The organism is Petroclostridium sp. X23, assembly GCF_030013905.1.
Taxonomy (GTDB): domain Bacteria; phylum Bacillota; class Clostridia; order SK-Y3; family SK-Y3; genus X23.
In genome coordinates this window covers 4,579,287-4,597,574 of record NZ_CP124862.1, presented here as the reverse complement: position 1 = coordinate 4,597,574, position 18,288 = coordinate 4,579,287, and the positions used below count along the sequence as shown (strand labels likewise).

Here is an 18,288-nt window from a genome sequence, read left to right as displayed (position 1 = left end):
CAGATAATTTATACTATGTTTAGATTATAAAATAAGTTACAAAAGCGCTACATTATGTATTGCAAGGATATAGGCGGATGTGAAAAAGTCGAGTTTAGCATGCAGAAGGGCAAGACTTGGGCACTGGTCTGCTGTCAGGCCTGGCTTTTGGCCGGACTGCGGCCCTGTCCCCATGTGTTGCCCTGACCAATTAAGCATTTTTCCACATCCACCTATCTATATTTATATATGCACCAATCCGCTTTTTTTACATATTATGTTAATAACAGTAGTGTACCGTAATAAATTTGGAGGCAAAAAAATGGACGATTTCAGATTAATATCCGTTACACGCAGGGCAGGTAAAACAGTGGAATTTGATAATCCTACTCATTATGAGTTTATCGGAAAGGGTTCCCAGGGAGCTGTTTTCAAACTTTCTCCAAGCCGTTGTGTAAAGATATATGCATTGCCCGAACATCGAAAAATAGAAAGCAAAACATATATGGCGATGCAAAACTCGCCCATCATTCCTAAATTATACGAGGTAGGGCCAAACTATATTATCATTGAATATGTTGAGGGATCAACATTAGAAGAGTACCTAGAAATAAAACATACCATAACGGAGGAACTGGTAAGACAAATTCTATTTATGTTAAAAGAGATGAAACGTCTAGGATTCACACGGTTGAATGTACGTTTAAGACATGTCGTTGTAAGTAAACAAGGAGTACTCAAAATAATAGATCATGTAAATTCATTCAGGGCCACAGAACGCCGACCAATCAGGTTATTTGATAAACTAAAGGAATTAGGATTATTGAAGCCATTTCTTAAACAAGTAAAAAAGATTGATAAAAAGACATATCGAGAATGGAAAAAATCGATGGCTAAGTATTTATAATGAATACGAAGGAAGTTTAAGACCTAACGGCGTTAAACTTTCCTTCTTATTTGTCTAGTTGCATTTGTTTTTTTTCTTTTCTTTGTCTATAAAGCCGGAGTAGATCTCTTCAAGTTTTTTTGTTTGCTTAAATCTATCAAAATTCTTTTCAACATGCTTCCTTCCCCACTGCCCCATGCTTTCCCATATTTCCGGGTGATCAATCAGATAGATCAATCTATTAGCTAGTCTATCAGCATCTTTTTCAGGAACAAGAAAACCATTTTCCCCATCTTTCACCAGATCGGGTATACCGGAATGATAAGTAGAAACTACCGGCATACCTGTTGCCATAGCTTCTTTCAATACAGTTGGCGATCCTTCCTGGTCACCGGTCGAAGAAGTAATAGATGGAAGACAGAATATATGGCATTTATGCATAATGTCTACAATTTCATCATGGGGCATGAAGTCAACAATCTTTGCTTTGGAATTGAGATTTAATTTTGAAATTTGCTTTAGCAGCTTTTGTTTTAATTCTCCCTGCCCAACGATTAACAGTTCTGTGTTAGGTTTTGCTTTTACAACATCGGCAAAAGATTGAATAAGATATTCAATTCCTTTTTTTTCTGTAAAACGTGCAACTGTTAGAATCTTCACCGTTTGATTGTTATTGATTGTCCGCGGTTGATAATGGAATTGCATTACATCAATTCCACTGGATAAAACGGTTATCTTATTTTCAGGACATCCTGCGTTTACCAGGTTATTCTTAAGATTCTGCGATACTGCTATAAAATGATCTGCTTTTGTGAATAGCTCTTTTCTATATCCGGATCGAATTGAAGGATCATTCAATTTTTTTGAAGCATCATATCCATGAAAAGTTACAATATAGGGTAGGCCGGTTAGCTTTTTCAGCTTCATATATTGAAGTCCTACCGTACCAAACTGAACATGAATAAGCTTAGCCTCTTTCTTTTTTATAACTTTGGAAAATTCTTTGAGTATTACTGAAGAATTCTTGCATACATATAAATTTTTATATGGAAACTGTTCTTTATTTTGCAGCTGTCTTGTCAATACCAGAATATTAAAGTTTTTGATTGCTGTAACTTCATCATAGACGAAAGTTTGGGTAGGAGGAAGAAATATCTGAGATATCAATGCGACTGTCTTCATATCAAAATCATCCTTTCTCATTAAATAGGCGTATGGTGTGCCCGAATCTTTATTTAAAATATTTACTCATTGTTACCTTCCATTCGTCATACATGACCCGATCTATCTCTTTTGCATATTTTAAAAAAGAACGCAGCAAGCCTAACTCATCCAAATAATCAAACAACTTGAACGGGTAGGGCTCATGATGCTTAAGTGAATTAACATGATCGATTACCTTGAATGAACGTTTTTTTGCTACAATAATATGGCGAAGGTTGACATTCAACCGGCTGATTCCTAAACGCTTCATTTCTTTAAACGCAAATAAAATTTCACAAGCCAGCGATTTGGAAATTCTACCTTTTATTTGAAGATATTTCTTTAATGTCAGCCCTGGAACATATTCTATAATAATATATTTATGTCCTATTTCGTATAGTTTGGGAATAATACGAGAACCTTGAAGGCTTTTATATACTCTGCCCTCAATTTCGGCATGTTGTTTGCAGGCATATATTTTTACACACTGTTCAGGTGAAATCTTAAACACAGCACCTTGTTTCCCTTTTCCAATAAGGGGATAATTAGTAGGATTATGAATCTTTAGTTCTTTGGTAGGTGTTTGAGTGACGTAAATAGATCTAAAGTCTTCCATCTCTGTTATCCTCCTGCTTTCTATTTTATAAGCCTTTAATAACTTTTTTAGCACGCTTTCTCCATGTATAATGCTCCGAAAATTCATGATGGGCAGTTTCGGCTAACTCTTTTCGCAGTTCAACATCATTTGTTAATCTTAGTATTGCCGTTACCCATGCTTCCACATCTTCAGGCGGACATAGCAAACCATTCACCCCATCCACAAGGACCTCCCGCAAAACCGGCAGGTCCGAAGCGATAATCGGTTTGGTATACGCCATATATTCAAATATTTTTAACGGAGACATCCACTGGCTTATATTGATTTTGCTACTTCTAAAAACGGCTACATGATACTGATAAGGAGCAAGAACAATGTCAAGATATCTATAATATGCTGTTAACTGCCCATGGGGAACAAATCCATAGAAATAAATGTTTTGACTATTCGTGTTTTTTCTCCAATATTGAATATCCTCTTTTATTCCTCCAACAATATGAAAATCAATATTCGGAAGCCTTGCTGCTATTTGTACAATCATTTCCATTCCTTTACCGGGATATAAATGGCCGATATATCCTACCTTCGGATTTGTGCCACGGCCTAAAGTTTTAATAGCAATGTCGGAGTAGTCTGATTTTTCCGGTAAATCGGCACCATCAGGTGCTACCTGTATTGTTTTTGCTTTTAAATCAGGAAATTGTCTGAGATACTCCAGCCGTAAAGCATCTGAAATAGCTATCAGTCTTTTGAAGTTTTTATAAGAAAAAAGTTTTGATATACGTTCTCTATCACGTTTACTCTCTAGAGGACGATGTACTTCTAATATAAGTGGTCTTTTTAAAGGAGCAACTTTTAGCAGGTCATTTAAATCCCTGGCATAAAACAAGTCGGGGATTTTTTTATAAGATTTTTTTATATCTTTGATGTCACCGAACTTCCGTTTTTTTATTTTAAAGCATTTCTTTACGCCATAATAAGCATATACATCCGTGATCTGCTCTTTCGAAAGGTCAGCATGCAGCACCACTTTATGACCATTATTTGCAAATGCCTGGCACATCTTCATAACATGAATGCTATTAGCAGAACGTGACGGAATGATCGAATTGGATAAATATTCAATTTCCAATGTGATTCCCCTTTCAAGTTTATATATCCTTAAAAGTATTATATTAATTAAAAAGCCGTATGGTTACTTTTAAAGGTAACATTCATTTTCTGTTTTCATATAATGCAATTAATATGATACTTATTTATGGATGGAAGTGATTATTTTGCAGCGTGACACCTGGGAAACTATTGGGGATTGCACCGACATTATCAGTAAAGGCTATGGGCTAAAGATATCTCATTATGAACCTGTCCGAAAAATAATGAAGCTTGTTACCAATAAGGGCGTAAAAGCAGTGAAAATAGTAGACACGTCATATAATAGAGTTGAATTTTCTTTTGAAGCGATGGAACATGCCCGCAAACATGGTTTCAAAAACATCCCCAAGGTATTGCCGACAAGGGATGGAAAGATAGGTATAAACACAGATGCAGGCATACTGATGATTATTGATTGGATTGATGCAAAGGAGGCTAAATATAACAATGATTTGAATTTAAAACTTGCAACAGAAGCTTTAGCGGAATTACATCAAGCCTCAAAAGGATTTAAACCCAGCAAAAATGCCAGTCCAAGGGTTTACTGGGGAAAATGGATAGAAAACTTTAATATGCGATGTAAAGACATGTTGATTTTTAAAGAAGCAGCTTATTCTAAAAAGAAAAAAAGTGATTTTGATAACATGGTTATCGAATATGTTGATTACTTTTACAGTTTAGGCATAAAATCAATTCGCCATTTAAAAAAGAATAACTATGCCAAAATATCAGAAAAGTATAAGAAAGAAAAAACTTTCTGCCATCATGATACGGGAAATCAAAATGTATTAATCACCAAAGACAATAATGTCTATTTGATTGACTTTGATTTTTGTATCCTTGATATGACCATTCATGACTTAGCAAACTTCATCATGAAAAACGTAAGATATAAAGAATTTAATATAGATAAAATTGATTTCATATTAAATACTTATCAGAATAAAAATCCTGTCACAGAGGATCAAATTAAAATCATGAAAGCGTTTATGGAGTTTCCCCAGGAATTTTGGGAATTTGGATCCCGTTATTATATGAGGAAATCTCCGGTGGAGAAGCAGAAATGCACCCAACGGATGAGACAGATTGTTAATGATATCCCCACTATAGAGAAAGTAATTAAAAAGCTTCCGGGATAATATAGATAAAAAACCGAGGATGAGGATCAGCTACCGCTTCCCCTTAGTTGACTTAAGAACGTCTGAGTAAAGTTTTTCAACCTTCTTTGCCTGTTTAAATCTTTCAAAATTTTCTTCAACATGATTTCTTCCCCAATGGCCCATACTCTCCCAAATCTCAGGATGATCTATCAGAAAAAGCAGTCTATCGGTTAACTGCTCCGTATCCTTTTCCTTAACGAGAAAACCGTTTTTCCCATCTTTTATCAATAGTGGGATTCCTGCATGATACGTAGAAACAACCGGCATGCCTGTTGCACATGCTTCTTTTAGCACATTAGGAATTCCTTCCTGATCGCCATTAGCTGCTGTGATTGATGGGAGACAGAAAATATGATGGTTGTATAATATATCCGCAACATCCCGGAAGGATATAAAATCCAAAATCTTTGCTTTATCCTGGAGCTTCAGCTCAGAAATCTGTTTTTGCAGCATATCCTTCAGTCTACCCTCTCCTATTATTAAAAGCTCTGTATTAGGCCTTACTTTTACAATATTTGAAAAAGACTCTATCAGATACTTATGCCCTTTTTTTTCTGCTAACCGGGCAATACAAACAATTTTCACTGTCTCATTGTTTTGTATTACACGGGGTTTATAATAAAACTTTTCTACATCTACCCCACTCCAGATCACAGTAATTTTACTTTTAGGGCAGCCTGCCTTTACCAAATTGTCTTTTAATGTTGGAGATACGGCAATAATATGGTCTACTTTTGGGAAGAGCTTTTTTTGGTACATAGATAGCATGCAACGACTCTTTAACTGGTGAGAAGCATCCACACCATGAAAAGAAGCAATAAAGGGTACGCCGGTCAGCTTCTTGAGTTCTAGATAGCGTAGTGCATTTTGCCCGAATTTTGTATGAATTAATTTAATATTCTGCTTTTTAATAGTTTTCGAATACTCTTTCATTTTTTTACATATATGCACATTTTCAAATGGGTATATGTCTTCACTTAATCTTTCTTCTGTTAACACAAACATATTAAATTTATTTATTGCAGTTAACTCTTCATAGATAAATGTCTGTATACCTGGAAGAAACTTCTCTATAAGGATTGCTACATTTTTCATGCTCATCACCTCTATATTGAATTAATGACCCCGTTTTGACTTTTTGATCAAATCAGCGTAGATTTTCTCTATTTTTTCCGCTTGTTTTATTTTATCAAAATTTTCCTCAATATGGCTTCTTCCCCATTGGCTCATACTCTCCCAAATTTCAGAATGCTCAATAAGATAGATTAAACTTTGAGCCAGTTGTTCAGTATCTTTTTCATTTACTAAAAAGCCATTTTTCCCATTATTAATTACATGGGGAATACCTGAGTGGCTTGTAGCTACAACCGGCATACCTGAGGCACATGCCTCTTTCAGCACATTTGGTGTCCCTTCTTCAATCCCATTGGACGCAACAATAGACGGAAGGCAAAATATATGATGATCATTCATAACATCAGGGATCTTATGGGGTGATATAAAGTCATAAATTTTAACTTTTTGATTTAGCTTTAGGTCAGAAATTTGCTTCTTTAATTCTTTCTTTAAAGGCCCGTTTCCTACTATAGAAAGCTCTATATCAGGTTTTATTTTTACAATCTTCTCAAAAGCTTCTATAAGGTATTTTAATCCTTTGGCTTCTGTTAACCGCGCGACGGAAAGAATCCTGACCGCCTCACCGTTATTTAATGTTCGGGGTTTATAATAAAATTTTTCTAAATCTATTCCACTCCACAGAACTGTAATTTTGTTAGAAGGACATCCTGCAGCTGCCAAATTATCTTTTAGTTTTTGTGATACTGTTACGATATGATCTGTATTCGGAAATAATTCCTTTTTATATTTATGCAATATCCAGGGATTCTTCAAAGCACCGGAAGCATCATATCCATGAAACGAAACAACTAAAGGAAGTCCTGTTATCCGTTTTAACTTGATATATTGAAGTGCATCGTTTCCGAACTTTATATGAATAAGCCTAGCTTTTTGCTTTTTAATCATATTTACATATTCTTTCATCGGGTTTTCTTTATTTTTACATTCATATACATTCTTAAACGGATAAATATGGCTATTTTCTCTCCGCTTTGTAAGCACAAGAATATTGTATTTTTTCATTGCAGTAATTTCTTCATAGATATACGTCCGTACGTCAAGAATAAACCTATCTGCTACTACCGCTACGGTTTTCACTTGTGTGGTCACCCTTCCTTTATAAGTTTTAATATATCGTATTCGAAAAGAATATAAACCGTTACAAGCAATATGACCTATATCTTCCTTTGAACCTTGAAAATCCGTCTATAACAAATCAGGATGCTATTGCATATGATGTTAAATAAGATAGTACCCTATTCTTAATTTGGAGGTTAGAAAATGGAAACTGTTTTAGTCACCGGCGGCGCAGGTTTTATAGGCTCTCATTTATGCGAAAGACTTATAAGTATGGGATATAATATTATAAACTTGGACTGTTTTAACGATTTTTATAAACCCACACTTAAAATGAAGAATATTGATAGCCTTTTGCTAAGTAATCATTATAAACTCGTTAAAGGAGATATAAGAGATCATCTGATTCTTGAGCATATATTCAGTACATTTCATATAGAGAAGATTGTACATCTGGCAGCGCTTGCAGGGGTAAGGAAATCTATTGGTGATCCTCTGGAATACATAGATGTGGATATCAGCGGAACGGTTAACCTGCTTGAATTTGCTGCAAAATACCATGTAAATAAATTCGTCTTTGCTTCCTCTTCTTCAGTCTATGGAAACAGCCGCCATATCCCGTTTAAAGAAAATGACCCATTAGATTTACAGATATCTCCTTACGCAACAGCAAAACGCTGCGGGGAACTTTATTGTGCAACTTATAACCGTCTATACGGTATCCCTATAGTTATTTTGAGGTTTTTTACTGTTTACGGACCAAGGCAAAGACCGGAAATGGCAATAAATCTATTCACAAGATGTATCGATAAAGGAATAAAGCTTCCGTTGTATGGTGATGGTACAACACAAAGAGATTATACTTATATAGATGATATCGTAGACGGCATCGTTTCAGCAATCGGGTATGAATGCAGCTATGAAGCATTTAATCTGGGAAGTTCAAACCCTATTAGTCTAAAAGATATGCTGGAATTAATAGAAGTCAAACTGAATAAAAGAGCGATCACAAGCTATTTACCGGATCAGTTGGGAGAAGTTAAAACTACTTATGCTGATATAAATAAGTCAAAAAATCAACTCGGATATTGCCCAAAAGTTAGTTTTGATTCCGGAATTGAAAGATTTATAGACTGGTATTTAAAAAACAAGGAGATATATGATATTTAAAAAGAGATTGCAAAAAAAATAAATCTGCCTATGATGAATAGACAGATTTATCTTTTTTTATTTTTATCTTTACTATATGATTCTACAAGGCTTCTAACGAATACCCTGGCATCATTTTTCATGTTCCGAGGAACAGGATGTACGAGATAGCATTTACTATTACTCTCTATTTTTTTCTGCAGTTGCTTTTTGGTCACGTAAGGTCGGTATCGAATGTGCTTCGCAACATCTCTGGGGTAGGCTTTTATTCTACCGCCAAGCACATTTGCAAGTGTTACGTATAATATTTCTTCAAGAGCAAAAGAACTGTTTTCAGTTATATTGCTCTTTATTTCATCAATTTTATTAAATGCGAGAATTCTTTCTACCAGTGTTTTTTTAAAAACTTGCCCAACATTAAAACAACCGTAAAAATCAGGACATTTGAATATAGGCCTCCACACATGCCACTTTTTTTTCATTTGCCGCCCGGGGCGCCATGTATCATCATATTTTTTTGCTCTTACCCCCATATAATCGGCATTTTTCATTTGAGAAGCGATAAATTGTTCAAAGCCTTTTTTACTAAATAAAGCATCCGAATCAAGGGTGCATAGATAATCGTAATCATAACCAATATCCTGAAGCCATTCCATCACTTCCAATATAAATAGCGCAAGATTACCCCAGTACATTTTCTTACTGGTTGGACAAACCGGATATCCCAAACCATTGCATAAATCAGGATCATCCCCCCCATTATACAAGACAATTGAGCTCTGTGGACAAAAGTGCTTGATGTTTGAAAGCAAATCTTTTATCACTTTTCTTTTTTCATGTACCAGTATTGCAAAGCATATTTTTTTCAAACCCACTGCCTCCTATTATACGTCTACCTTCTACCTACGGAAATATATTCAAAACCTTTTTCAGCCATTCTTTTGGGATCAAACAGATTTCTTCCGTCAATCATCAAAGGTGCTTTCATTTTACGTTTTACCAGATCTAAGTTCATATTTTTGAACTCATCCCACTCAGTAACAATCAGCACTGCATCAACATCATTACAAGCTTCGTATAAACTACTGCAATACTCTATGTCTGATATTACTTCTTTTGTTTTGCTTATGGCAATAGGATCATATGCTTTGATTCGTATACCGGTTTCTCTCAATTCTTGAATAATATATAGAGATGGCGCCTCTCTTATATCATCAGTATGAGGCTTAAATGCCAGCCCTAATACACCAACTGCAGGATTTTTGATATCACACAATTGATTTAATACCTTTTGAACAAATATTTTTTTTTGATTGTCATTTACCTGCATAACCGCATCTAGTATTTTAAAGTCATATTTGTTTTCTTTTGCAGTAGCCATCACTGCCTTTACATCTTTAGGAAAACAGGAGCCTCCATAACCTAATCCTGCATTTAAAAAGCTTGGACCTATTCTTTTATCCATTCCCATACCACATGCAACTGCAGTGACGTCGGCTCCCAGCTTTTCACATATGTTTGCTATTTCATTGATAAAGGATATCTTAGCTGCCAAAAAAGCATTTGAAGCATATTTTATCATTTCGGCACTTATGATGTCCGTAATATAGATAGGAACTCCGAAAGGCTCATAGAGATTCTTCATTATTTCTTGAGCTTTTTTATCTTCTACTCCTATTACAATCCGGTCACCATCAAAGATATCTCTCACTGCAGATCCTTCCCGTAAAAATTCCGGATTTGAAACGACAGAAAAAGGAATATGATTCATTTTATTTTTTTGTATGATTTCTTTTACTTTCATTGCAGTCCCTACCGGAACCGTACTCTTATCCACCACGATTTTATATTCATTTAATGAAGCAGCAATATCATGCGCTGCTTGGAAAACATATGAGAGATCCGCACTGCCATCTTTACAAGGCGGTGTTCCAACAGAAATAAAAATAAGTGTTGAGCTTTCTATCGCTTTCTTTATATCATAAGTAAACTCTAATCTTTGATTGCCTAAATTCTCTTTAATCAGCTGCTCTAAACCCGGCTCAAATATTGGTATTTCTCCGCTATTCAATTTTTCAATCTTTGATATATCTACATCTGCGCAAATCACTTTATTCCCCACATGTGCGAGGCAGGCTCCTGTGACTAGTCCGACATACCCTGTACCTATCATACATATATCCATCTTTAAATCCTCCACAATGTAAAAGTTTCAATACCATATTATGCAAGTAGTACATAAATTGTTATTGTCCCCCTCAAATCCTATATAGAAGATTCCTAAATTGATGCCGATATATCTTCCTATAATATTTTCTTGCTTGTATTACACTCTTTCAAAAAATCCTCAACATAATTTACAAACTGCCGGGCCCTAACCTGATTTGTATGATAGGTATGAATAAAATCGTATCCGTTTTCTATGATATATTTTCGTTCCTCTTTGTTTTTAATATAGTACATTGCTTTATCATAAAAATTTGATTCATCACATGCAACAAAATGAATCCCGTCAATAAAGCCTAAATCCAGAATGTCCTGGTTCGGTTTAGCCAATAATAACGTACGGCATGCAGGGGCTTCAAAAAATTTTGCAACAGCATAATTAAACTCTCCGCCGCAAGTAAAAAAGATTTTCGAGCGATTCAATTCCTTTGCATATTTTGCATTAACCACCAGATTTTTTGAAGGCAAGGCATAGTGCCCCGGATGAGGATGAAAAACAAATCTTCCCTCTTCCTTCATTCTTTCTAAAACAGCCTCCCTGAAAGGATATCTTCCTTTCGGAGGATTCCTCTTGGGAGGGTCATTCTTGTCATCGACATGAACTTGACCCATTAAAAGAAAGTTGATATTCTTTCTCAAACCCCAATCCTTCATTACATCAGGATTTATGGAGAAAGGCAGCCACCTGTGTTTATCTTGATGTTCCGGGAAAGCCTTAAAGAACGGCTCCCTATACGTGGAGAAGATCAAATCAACTTTACCATCTTCAAAGCAAGCTATCCTCTCTTCCCTTGGATTATGAACATCATTTACATAACAACCTTTAGGTATCTCGATCTCACCAAGGCCGGTTATATGTGGCGCATAAATAAATCCCCAACCGATATCATACTGAAATATAAAGTCAGGTTCAAAACGGATTTTCTCTAAAATTTCTCTAATATCTCCATCTTCATGCCAGTATTCTATATCTGCCAAATCCTGTATTGCGGGAATCAAATCAAATAAAAATCTTTGCTTAGGATATTTATCAGCAAACTTTCTAATAAGAATTAAAATTTTTAACTTATCCATAGAAAAGCACCACCTCGCTAAAACTTTTTCATAGGCCTTCTTTAATGATCTTTGTTTACCGGAAGACAAAGCAAATCTTTAAATCCTCTTACCAGCTCATTATAATGACCTGATCCAAGAGATTCTTTCTCTAATTGCTCTAACTGCTCTTTGACTTTTTCAGCAAAAGCAGCTTGCCACCTATCGAATCCTATTTCAGATGAACTTAACAAAGGTAAATCCAAGTTGCTTAATATCCTTTCAACATGCCATCGCAATGTCTCTGCAAGATCTCTAAAAGCGATTATAAATTCGGGGTATAAGATGCCGTGAGTCTTTTCCATTTCTTTAAAGGAGGTAACTATTTTCCCCCACCTTTCTATAGACCACTTAAATGGTTCTATGGTCAAAGCAGCTACAAGCAGCACCTCTACTTCCGGGAACTTTTTAGAAAAGTAAAGATAGTTTTCCATTCTTAAGTTTTTATTTGTGCCTATAGGATGATTCTGATGACAACAGACAATATCATCAGCATTATAAAAAGTTGCTCCCGCCTTATATAAACGATACCCCAATTCCCAATCTTCCAGCCATGCACCCTTAAACTTTTCATCAAATAATCCTACTTCATTCAGCATCTCTCTTGGAACCGATATTCCATTGGTAACAAACATAAACCACGGTGCAGCCATTCTTTCCAGGTATAAACCATAGGCATCTTGCAATGCATGATAAATTTTCGAAAGCTGCTCTGCTTTAAGCCCGAATTGTAAAACGCTGTGGTTTATGGCCTGTTTGGGAGAAATCAAACGCAGTACTTCTTTTTTATATATTTTATGCTTATCCTTTCCTTCACTACCGGAAATTTTTTTTTCTTCTTTAAGTGACTTATGCTTCGAACTATGCATTTTCTTAGAAATTTTCTTACATTCCTTCTGCTGACATCTTGCAAAATCCAGATAACAATGTGTGTAAATATATCGGCCGCTAAAAGTTGTAGTAACTACCATTTTCTCTTTTTCATGGTAATTCAAATGACCCCTGACAAAGTCCTTGTCTACTATCATTTCATCCAGAAAAATAATAATCTCTCCTTTAGATGCCATTACACCCCTGTTGCGTGAATAAGCGGCACCCCGGTTAGACTCATTATGCAAAACTTTCAATTTAAAGGGAGGACGCATCTTGCTTAAAACTTTTAGAGTTTTATCCGTAGAACAGTCATCCACTACAATAACCTCAAAGCGATTGGAGGGAACGCTCTGCTTATATAAAGATAATAGAGTCAATTCTAATAGTTCGATTCGATTAAAAGTTGGTATAACAATGCTTACAAGCTTATTGCCGCCGGCCATTATTATACCTCCTTCATTAAATCTATTTCATATATAAGCCGATAACAAGGATCATCATTTAAGTTGCCGTAAAAAAGCCGGTTGAACTTCTTATTTAATTTTTGCTTGAGCTCTTGCGGAGCATACCACTCTGCAATGGTCATAACAGCCCAAACAGCCGCATCCAAATTTCTGTACACTTTATAAGTGACAGGCAGCCCATCCAGTATATCTTCCACTTCTTTTTGTGAAGGAAGCCCTTTTTCAATATGTTCTTTTAACCATCCGTTTGTAAATTTGTTCATAAAGAGAGTTACTTCTGTGGCCTCACTGTGAGGAAATGCCAAGATAGTTTTTTTGCGGCTGACCCTCACCATTTCAGTTATAAATTTGGCCCTATCTTTTTTTATAACATGCTCGAGAGCATCAATGCTTGTTACTACATCAAAAGATCCGGTCTCATAGGGCAGCTGCGTACCATCTATTCCTTGTTTAATATCCACACTAGTGGCGCTATGGTCTTTCAAGAAATTTAAAAAACGGCCTGCACCGCCTCCTACATCCAATACACTTAAGCCTTTTTTCCCCATAGCATCAATAATTTCAGCTACGGCCTTATAACGAAAATATTCATCAAAATTCAAAAAACATTGATCTTTATACATGAAAATAACCTCCTCTTTTATATTAAATGCATTAAAGATTTTATATGGAATATATTGCTTTAGTGAGGTGAGCGTAAAGACTCCCCACTCCTCACTCCTCACTAAATAATTCCTAATGTAAATTCTTTATCGCAATTTATATAGTTATAAATTTTTAAAATATTCGATCGTCTTTTGCAAACCATCATTCAAGCCCACTTTAGGTTTCCACCCCAATAATTGCTTAGCCTTTTGAATGCAGGGTTTTCTTTTCTTAGGATCATCTTGCGGTAACGGTTTAAACTCAATATTGGAACGGCTGTTTGTAATATTTATAATTTTATTTGCAAGCTCCAGCATTGTATATTCTTGGTCATTCCCTAAATTTATCGGTCCCGAGTCAAACTCTTGGTTGGCTGCCCTGATTAATCCTTCCACCAAATCATCAACATAACAAAAACTTCTGGTTTGTTTACCATCTCCATAGATCTCCAGAGGTTCATTCTTAAGTGCTTTTACAATAAAATTGCTTACAACCCTGCCATCATCCTCAGACATGAAAGGACCATACGTATTGAATATCCTCACAATTTTAGTGTTTGTCCCATACATTCTGCGATAATCCATACATAACGTTTCAGCAGCTCTCTTTCCTTCATCATAACAGGATCTTACGCCAATACAATTTACATTCCCCTTATATTCCTCTACCTGTGGATGTTCTAAGGGGTCACCATAAACTTCTGAAGTAGACGCTTGCAATATAGGGATATTTAATCTTTGTGCAAGCTGTAATACATTGTTTGCTCCATAAATATTTGTTTTAAGCGTATAAATAGGGTCTTTTTGATACTGCTTCGGTGAAGCAGGGCATGCTAAGTTGTAAATTCCATCTACAACAATGTTCTTATTAAAGTTCAAAATATCTTCCTGAAAAAAAATAAAATTGGAATGATTGATTAAATGCTTAATATTATTTATACTACTGCTAAACAAATTATCAACACAAACAACCTTATGTCCCTCGCCGAGGAGTCTCAAACATAGGTTTACACCAATAAATCCTGCGCCTCCAGTTACTAATATAGCATCCATTTTCTTTCCCCCAGATTAATAAACTAACCTATTTATTAACTTATAGATGACTAAAAGCTAAGCTAGTACAACACGTTAAATTATGAGCATTAATGTACCTTTTACATAATATGCAAAGATACGCGAATTGGTTAAACAGTACGGTTATTCTTCTATCGTGTATAGAGATGTAATTTTTACAATCCCCTATTCATATATTAGAGTAATTGTATTAAACTATCTTAATGAAATGCAGGTGCTTCTATGATAACTAGTATTTTAAACTCCGGATTCGGTCATTCTGTGAGGTTTATAGCAATGGTAGAAAATTTAAGAACATATACTGATGAACAAGTCTCATGCCTAGTCGGCGATAGTATGAAAAACTTTATTGATATGAATGTATCCAAACACAACTGCAATGTATATAATTTATACCATTATCACTCATTCGTAAGTTCAAAAAAGAAAAAATTAAAGACGTCAATTAAAACTACAGATAAAAGAATACTACACAAGATTAAAACATCTTCCATAGTAATCAATGATTTCTTTTCAAATATAAACAGTCTCAAGAATCTGTTTTCAGATAAAACCATTACCAGTTGTCTCTACCATGGCGACATAAACATTGCAAATAGCGATGACTACAAAACAGCGTCATTTAAGAGGCTTGTCAGTAGCACTGCTTCCAGACACAATGTCTTTTTTCATATAAACCTTGAACACCCCCAGGACAAACCGAATATGAAATGTGCCTATATACCTATTCCAATTATATCGAGGAAAGTTACAATGGATAAAATGACTGTTAATAAAGTTTTAGGTCTGTCACCTGATGATCAGTTCATTTTAATCCATGCCGGTTCTGCGGTAATGGAAAATGTTTATAAAGATTTACATGATTTTTATCGTGCAGTCAATCATTTAAAACTAGATTATAGGATTGTAATATCAAGTAGTCTGGAAAATAATAGATTTCCCTTTCACCCGGATATTATCAGGGCTCCACTTTTTAATAACGGAATAAACCTGATCAACGCTAGCAAATTGGTAGTATCCAAACCTGGGATGGGCATCCTTCAAGATTGTATCGCCGCAAAAAAACCGCTGCTGTTTCTTCCGGGAGATTTTCCTGAGCGAAATCTTAAAATCAAACTGTTGAACGACTTGCTTTCCGGTAATTTACCGCTGATTGAAAATATCAGCACACAAGTACTGAAAGAATGCATTGACCAATGCTTTTCCATCAGCCATTTGTATCAATCCGCCTATGATAAAATCCCCACCAATGGTGGGGAAATATTGGCAAAAGCAATAAATATTTTAAAAGATACCAATAAAGCAGATCTCCAGGATACTATAGCGCAAATACAACAATTTAGTCCTTTTATAGATAAGCCACTTTGAAGCTATGGATGTGAAGGAGTCGGAAGAAGATGTTGTCGACACCTCCGTCTCCATCCTTCACTCCTTCTATATTTTTCATTGTACATTGTCCATTGTCCATTATTCATTATTCATTATTCACTGTTCACTATTCACTGTTCACTATTCACTGTTCACTATTCACTAATTTTTCGCTATTCTGCTAATCGCATATAAAGCCCAATCGATATCCTTTTTTGTATTAAACCAACCGATACTCAGCCGTACCGTTCCACATTCAAGGGTTCCCAATGTTTCATGTGCTATATACGCACAATGCAATCCACCCCTTGTTGCTATTTCATATGTACTATCCAGCTCTGAAGAGACATCCACACAATCTTTCCCTTCGATATTGATGGACACAACCCCTACATTCTCCTTCAATGTAGTATCTCCATATATTCTCACTCTCGGAATGCTGCGAAGACCATCAAGAAGTCTTCGTGTTAGCTCTTTTTCATGTTGCATAATACTATCCATACCATTGGCAAGTATAAATTTCACCCCTTCATTTAAGGCTGCAATCCCGGGTGTATTTTGAGTACCGCTTTCGTATCTGTCGGGAACAAAATCCGGCTGGTACGGACTTTCCGACATACTCCCGGTACCTCCTTCTGTCAGCGTGTCCAAGACAAGGTCTTCACGAACGTAGAGTCCTCCTGTACCCTGCGGGCCCATCAATCCCTTGTGTCCCGGGAAAGCCAATATATCAACATTCATATCTTCCACATCAATAGGATATACTCCTGCTGTTTGAGCCGCGTCAACCATAAATACTATTTTTTTCTCTCTGGCAATCCTGCCTATTTCTTTAACGGGATTAACAGTTCCATATACATTGGAAGCATGAATAGCTACAATAAGTTTTGTATTATTGTTTATACTATTTTCCACCATTTCCGCACTCACTCTTCCATAGGCATCCGCCTTAACAATGGTCAGCTCCACACCTAATTGTTCCAGCTTTTTCAATGGCCGCAATACCGAATTGTGTTCCATACTTGTAGTAATCACATGGTCTCCGGGCTTTACCAGTCCTTTAATGCCCTTATTTAAGGCTTCGGTAGTATTACTCGTAAAAGAAACACACAACGGGTCCGGGATCACAAATAGTTTTGCAATATTTTCTCTACACTCATAGATTTTTTCACTGGCACGCAGTGCCATTCTATGACCGCTTCTGCCGGGATTTGCACAATAATTTTTCATGCACTTTAACATTTCATCGCATACTGCATATGGTTTTGGCCAAGTTGTAGCTGCATTATCCAAATAAACCAATCATCAGCACCTACTTTCAAAGTTTTTAAAAAAAATATCGGTGATGACATCATCACCGATATTTTTTTGTTTCAGCTTACATTCCACAAGGATATATTGAGGTAGCTTGTTCCGGATAGAAGTCATCAGGAAATTCGATGGAATCAAAGTCATCACATGCACTAATGTCGGAGAAATCTTTGCATTCTCTTGGTGGAACACAATATGGGAATTGCTGATCAAGTTTCAGTTGTACTCTCCCGATTACCTTAGGAATAATAAATGCGCCAATCGCTAATGTTACGGTGCTATCTTCGTCACAGCCGCATCCTTCTTCAACTAATTCATCCAATACCTCTCCGCGTGTTTCAACAATAATATCAAATTTAAATTCACATCTTGTATCAGGATGATACATTACTATATCAAGAGGTATTTCCGGAAGTGTTGCAGGAATTTCATAACACTTACCATTACAGGTTACTTCTACTATGTAGCATATTACTACAGTCATTTTTACTCTTTTGCATCCTTCCGGAAGTACTGAGCTGTCCAAAACCTTTAGAGAACCCGGCTTGATTACTCCGTTTTCAAAACAAACTTCGATGTCGCAAAAATTAGGATCTATGCCGTCAGGCAGTACAATTTTTATATCATCGAAGCAAGCCTTCTTTAAGCAACTGTCAAATACCTTATCTACCAGTATGCATTCAAAGTTTCTTTCGTACATGCCATTGAAATCTTTTGCCATATCTTGCAGCCTCCTTAATGAATTGATTATTAATTGATAATCTCTCAGTTCAGTATATACGCCTTACTGTTAAAGTGTTACATATTAATCAGAAAAAACTTTAAGTACAGTAAATCTTTAAATCGTTCCTTCATCTTCTATGTACCTCCTGAACCCACCTCTTATACTAATATATGTTTAGTGAAAAAATCTGTT

Annotated in this window: 17 protein-coding genes; 4 read left to right on the top strand and 13 right to left on the bottom strand. The window is 35.8% G+C overall.

Features of this window, described 5'->3' with window-relative positions; all coding sequences use genetic code 11:
• Positions 1 to 301 precede the first annotated feature (301 nt).
• Positions 302 to 886, top strand: a complete 585-nt coding sequence (locus QKW49_RS21575; RefSeq protein ID WP_282864707.1) for a hypothetical protein — start codon at positions 302 to 304, stop codon at positions 884 to 886.
• Positions 887 to 940: 54 nt separating this feature from the next.
• Here the strand turns inward: QKW49_RS21575 and QKW49_RS21570 are convergent, their stop codons facing one another.
• The 3 genes from QKW49_RS21570 to QKW49_RS21560 are packed head-to-tail and all read right to left on the bottom strand — an operon-like array spanning position 941 to position 3,798.
• On the bottom strand, positions 941 to 2,047 hold the full coding sequence (locus QKW49_RS21570; protein ID WP_282864706.1) for a glycosyltransferase: 1,107 nt from the start codon (positions 2,045 to 2,047) through the stop codon (positions 941 to 943).
• 49 nt (positions 2,048 to 2,096) lie between these two features.
• Positions 2,097 to 2,684, bottom strand: a complete 588-nt coding sequence (locus QKW49_RS21565; RefSeq protein ID WP_282864705.1) for a hypothetical protein — start codon at positions 2,682 to 2,684, stop codon at positions 2,097 to 2,099.
• Between the two features lie 25 nt (positions 2,685 to 2,709).
• Entirely contained in the window at positions 2,710 to 3,798 is a 1,089-nt protein-coding gene (locus QKW49_RS21560) for a glycosyltransferase family 4 protein (protein ID WP_282864704.1), read from the bottom strand.
• A gap of 145 nt (positions 3,799 to 3,943) precedes the next feature.
• Between QKW49_RS21560 and QKW49_RS21555 the strand changes: the two genes are divergently transcribed.
• The gene (locus tag QKW49_RS21555) at positions 3,944 to 4,957 is read left to right on the top strand and encodes a CotS family spore coat protein (RefSeq protein ID WP_282864703.1); all 1,014 of its coding nucleotides are present in this window, start codon (positions 3,944 to 3,946) and stop codon (positions 4,955 to 4,957) included.
• A 30-nt stretch (positions 4,958 to 4,987) separates the two neighbouring features.
• Here the strand turns inward: QKW49_RS21555 and QKW49_RS21550 are convergent, their stop codons facing one another.
• Positions 4,988 to 6,073: a glycosyltransferase gene (locus QKW49_RS21550; RefSeq protein WP_282864702.1), complete on the bottom strand. Its 1,086-nt coding sequence runs from the start codon at positions 6,071 to 6,073 to the stop codon at positions 4,988 to 4,990.
• A gap of 21 nt (positions 6,074 to 6,094) precedes the next feature.
• A complete protein-coding gene (locus QKW49_RS21545) occupies positions 6,095 to 7,192 on the bottom strand; it encodes a glycosyltransferase (protein WP_282864701.1) in 1,098 nt (365 codons plus the stop codon).
• Positions 7,193 to 7,375: 183 nt separating this feature from the next.
• Between QKW49_RS21545 and QKW49_RS21540 the strand changes: the two genes are divergently transcribed.
• A complete protein-coding gene (locus QKW49_RS21540; protein ID WP_282864700.1) occupies positions 7,376 to 8,341 on the top strand; it encodes a GDP-mannose 4,6-dehydratase in 966 nt (321 codons plus the stop codon).
• A gap of 47 nt (positions 8,342 to 8,388) precedes the next feature.
• On the opposite strand, the gene QKW49_RS21535 is transcribed toward QKW49_RS21540, so the two are convergent.
• The 6 genes from QKW49_RS21535 to QKW49_RS21510 form a co-directional block, all read right to left on the bottom strand.
• Positions 8,389 to 9,189 (bottom strand): hypothetical protein, encoded by an 801-nt coding sequence (locus tag QKW49_RS21535; RefSeq protein ID WP_282864699.1) that lies wholly within the window; start codon positions 9,187 to 9,189, stop codon positions 8,389 to 8,391.
• A 23-nt stretch (positions 9,190 to 9,212) separates the two neighbouring features.
• Positions 9,213 to 10,505, bottom strand: coding sequence for a UDP-glucose/GDP-mannose dehydrogenase family protein (locus QKW49_RS21530; RefSeq protein ID WP_282864698.1), 1,293 nt, complete (start codon positions 10,503 to 10,505; stop codon positions 9,213 to 9,215).
• 119 nt (positions 10,506 to 10,624) lie between these two features.
• Positions 10,625 to 11,620 (bottom strand): glycosyltransferase, encoded by a 996-nt coding sequence (locus tag QKW49_RS21525; protein WP_282864697.1) that lies wholly within the window; start codon positions 11,618 to 11,620, stop codon positions 10,625 to 10,627.
• 41 nt (positions 11,621 to 11,661) lie between these two features.
• Positions 11,662 to 12,954: a glycosyltransferase gene (locus tag QKW49_RS21520; protein WP_282864696.1), complete on the bottom strand. Its 1,293-nt coding sequence runs from the start codon at positions 12,952 to 12,954 to the stop codon at positions 11,662 to 11,664.
• A gap of 2 nt (positions 12,955 to 12,956) precedes the next feature.
• A complete protein-coding gene (locus QKW49_RS21515; protein ID WP_282864695.1) occupies positions 12,957 to 13,598 on the bottom strand; it encodes a class I SAM-dependent methyltransferase in 642 nt (213 codons plus the stop codon).
• 144 nt (positions 13,599 to 13,742) lie between these two features.
• The gene (locus tag QKW49_RS21510) at positions 13,743 to 14,672 is read right to left on the bottom strand and encodes a UDP-glucuronic acid decarboxylase family protein (protein ID WP_282864694.1); all 930 of its coding nucleotides are present in this window, start codon (positions 14,670 to 14,672) and stop codon (positions 13,743 to 13,745) included.
• A 243-nt stretch (positions 14,673 to 14,915) separates the two neighbouring features.
• Between QKW49_RS21510 and QKW49_RS21505 the strand changes: the two genes are divergently transcribed.
• The gene (locus QKW49_RS21505; protein WP_282864693.1) at positions 14,916 to 16,061 is read left to right on the top strand and encodes a hypothetical protein; all 1,146 of its coding nucleotides are present in this window, start codon (positions 14,916 to 14,918) and stop codon (positions 16,059 to 16,061) included.
• A 162-nt stretch (positions 16,062 to 16,223) separates the two neighbouring features.
• Here the strand turns inward: QKW49_RS21505 and QKW49_RS21500 are convergent, their stop codons facing one another.
• Both QKW49_RS21500 and QKW49_RS21495 read right to left on the bottom strand, forming a co-directional pair.
• On the bottom strand, positions 16,224 to 17,363 hold the full coding sequence (locus QKW49_RS21500) for an aminotransferase class V-fold PLP-dependent enzyme (RefSeq protein WP_282864692.1): 1,140 nt from the start codon (positions 17,361 to 17,363) through the stop codon (positions 16,224 to 16,226).
• 76 nt (positions 17,364 to 17,439) lie between these two features.
• Positions 17,440 to 18,093, bottom strand: coding sequence for a hypothetical protein (locus QKW49_RS21495; RefSeq protein ID WP_282864691.1), 654 nt, complete (start codon positions 18,091 to 18,093; stop codon positions 17,440 to 17,442).
• Between the last annotated feature and the right edge of the window lie 195 nt (positions 18,094 to 18,288).

Excerpts from the sequence above, each read along its gene's own strand:
- QKW49_RS21510 (WP_282864694.1), bottom strand. The coding sequence starts at position 14,672 with ATGGATGCTATATTAGTAACTGGAGGCGCAGGATTTATTGGTGTAAAC.
- QKW49_RS21565 (WP_282864705.1), bottom strand. The coding sequence starts at position 2,684 with ATGGAAGACTTTAGATCTATTTACGTCACTCAAACACCTACCAAAGAA.
- QKW49_RS21520 (WP_282864696.1), bottom strand. The coding sequence starts at position 12,954 with ATGGCCGGCGGCAATAAGCTTGTAAGCATTGTTATACCAACTTTTAAT.
- QKW49_RS21530 (WP_282864698.1), bottom strand. The coding sequence starts at position 10,505 with ATGGATATATGTATGATAGGTACAGGGTATGTCGGACTAGTCACAGGA.
- QKW49_RS21515 (WP_282864695.1), bottom strand. The coding sequence starts at position 13,598 with ATGTATAAAGATCAATGTTTTTTGAATTTTGATGAATATTTTCGTTAT.
- QKW49_RS21495 (WP_282864691.1), bottom strand. The coding sequence starts at position 18,093 with ATGGCAAAAGATTTCAATGGCATGTACGAAAGAAACTTTGAATGCATA.
- QKW49_RS21570 (WP_282864706.1), bottom strand. The coding sequence starts at position 2,047 with ATGAAGACAGTCGCATTGATATCTCAGATATTTCTTCCTCCTACCCAA.
- QKW49_RS21505 (WP_282864693.1), top strand. The coding sequence starts at position 14,916 with ATGATAACTAGTATTTTAAACTCCGGATTCGGTCATTCTGTGAGGTTT.
- QKW49_RS21575 (WP_282864707.1), top strand. The coding sequence starts at position 302 with ATGGACGATTTCAGATTAATATCCGTTACACGCAGGGCAGGTAAAACA.
- QKW49_RS21550 (WP_282864702.1), bottom strand. The coding sequence starts at position 6,073 with ATGAAAAATGTAGCAATCCTTATAGAGAAGTTTCTTCCAGGTATACAG.
- QKW49_RS21540 (WP_282864700.1), top strand. The coding sequence starts at position 7,376 with ATGGAAACTGTTTTAGTCACCGGCGGCGCAGGTTTTATAGGCTCTCAT.
- QKW49_RS21525 (WP_282864697.1), bottom strand. The coding sequence starts at position 11,620 with ATGGATAAGTTAAAAATTTTAATTCTTATTAGAAAGTTTGCTGATAAA.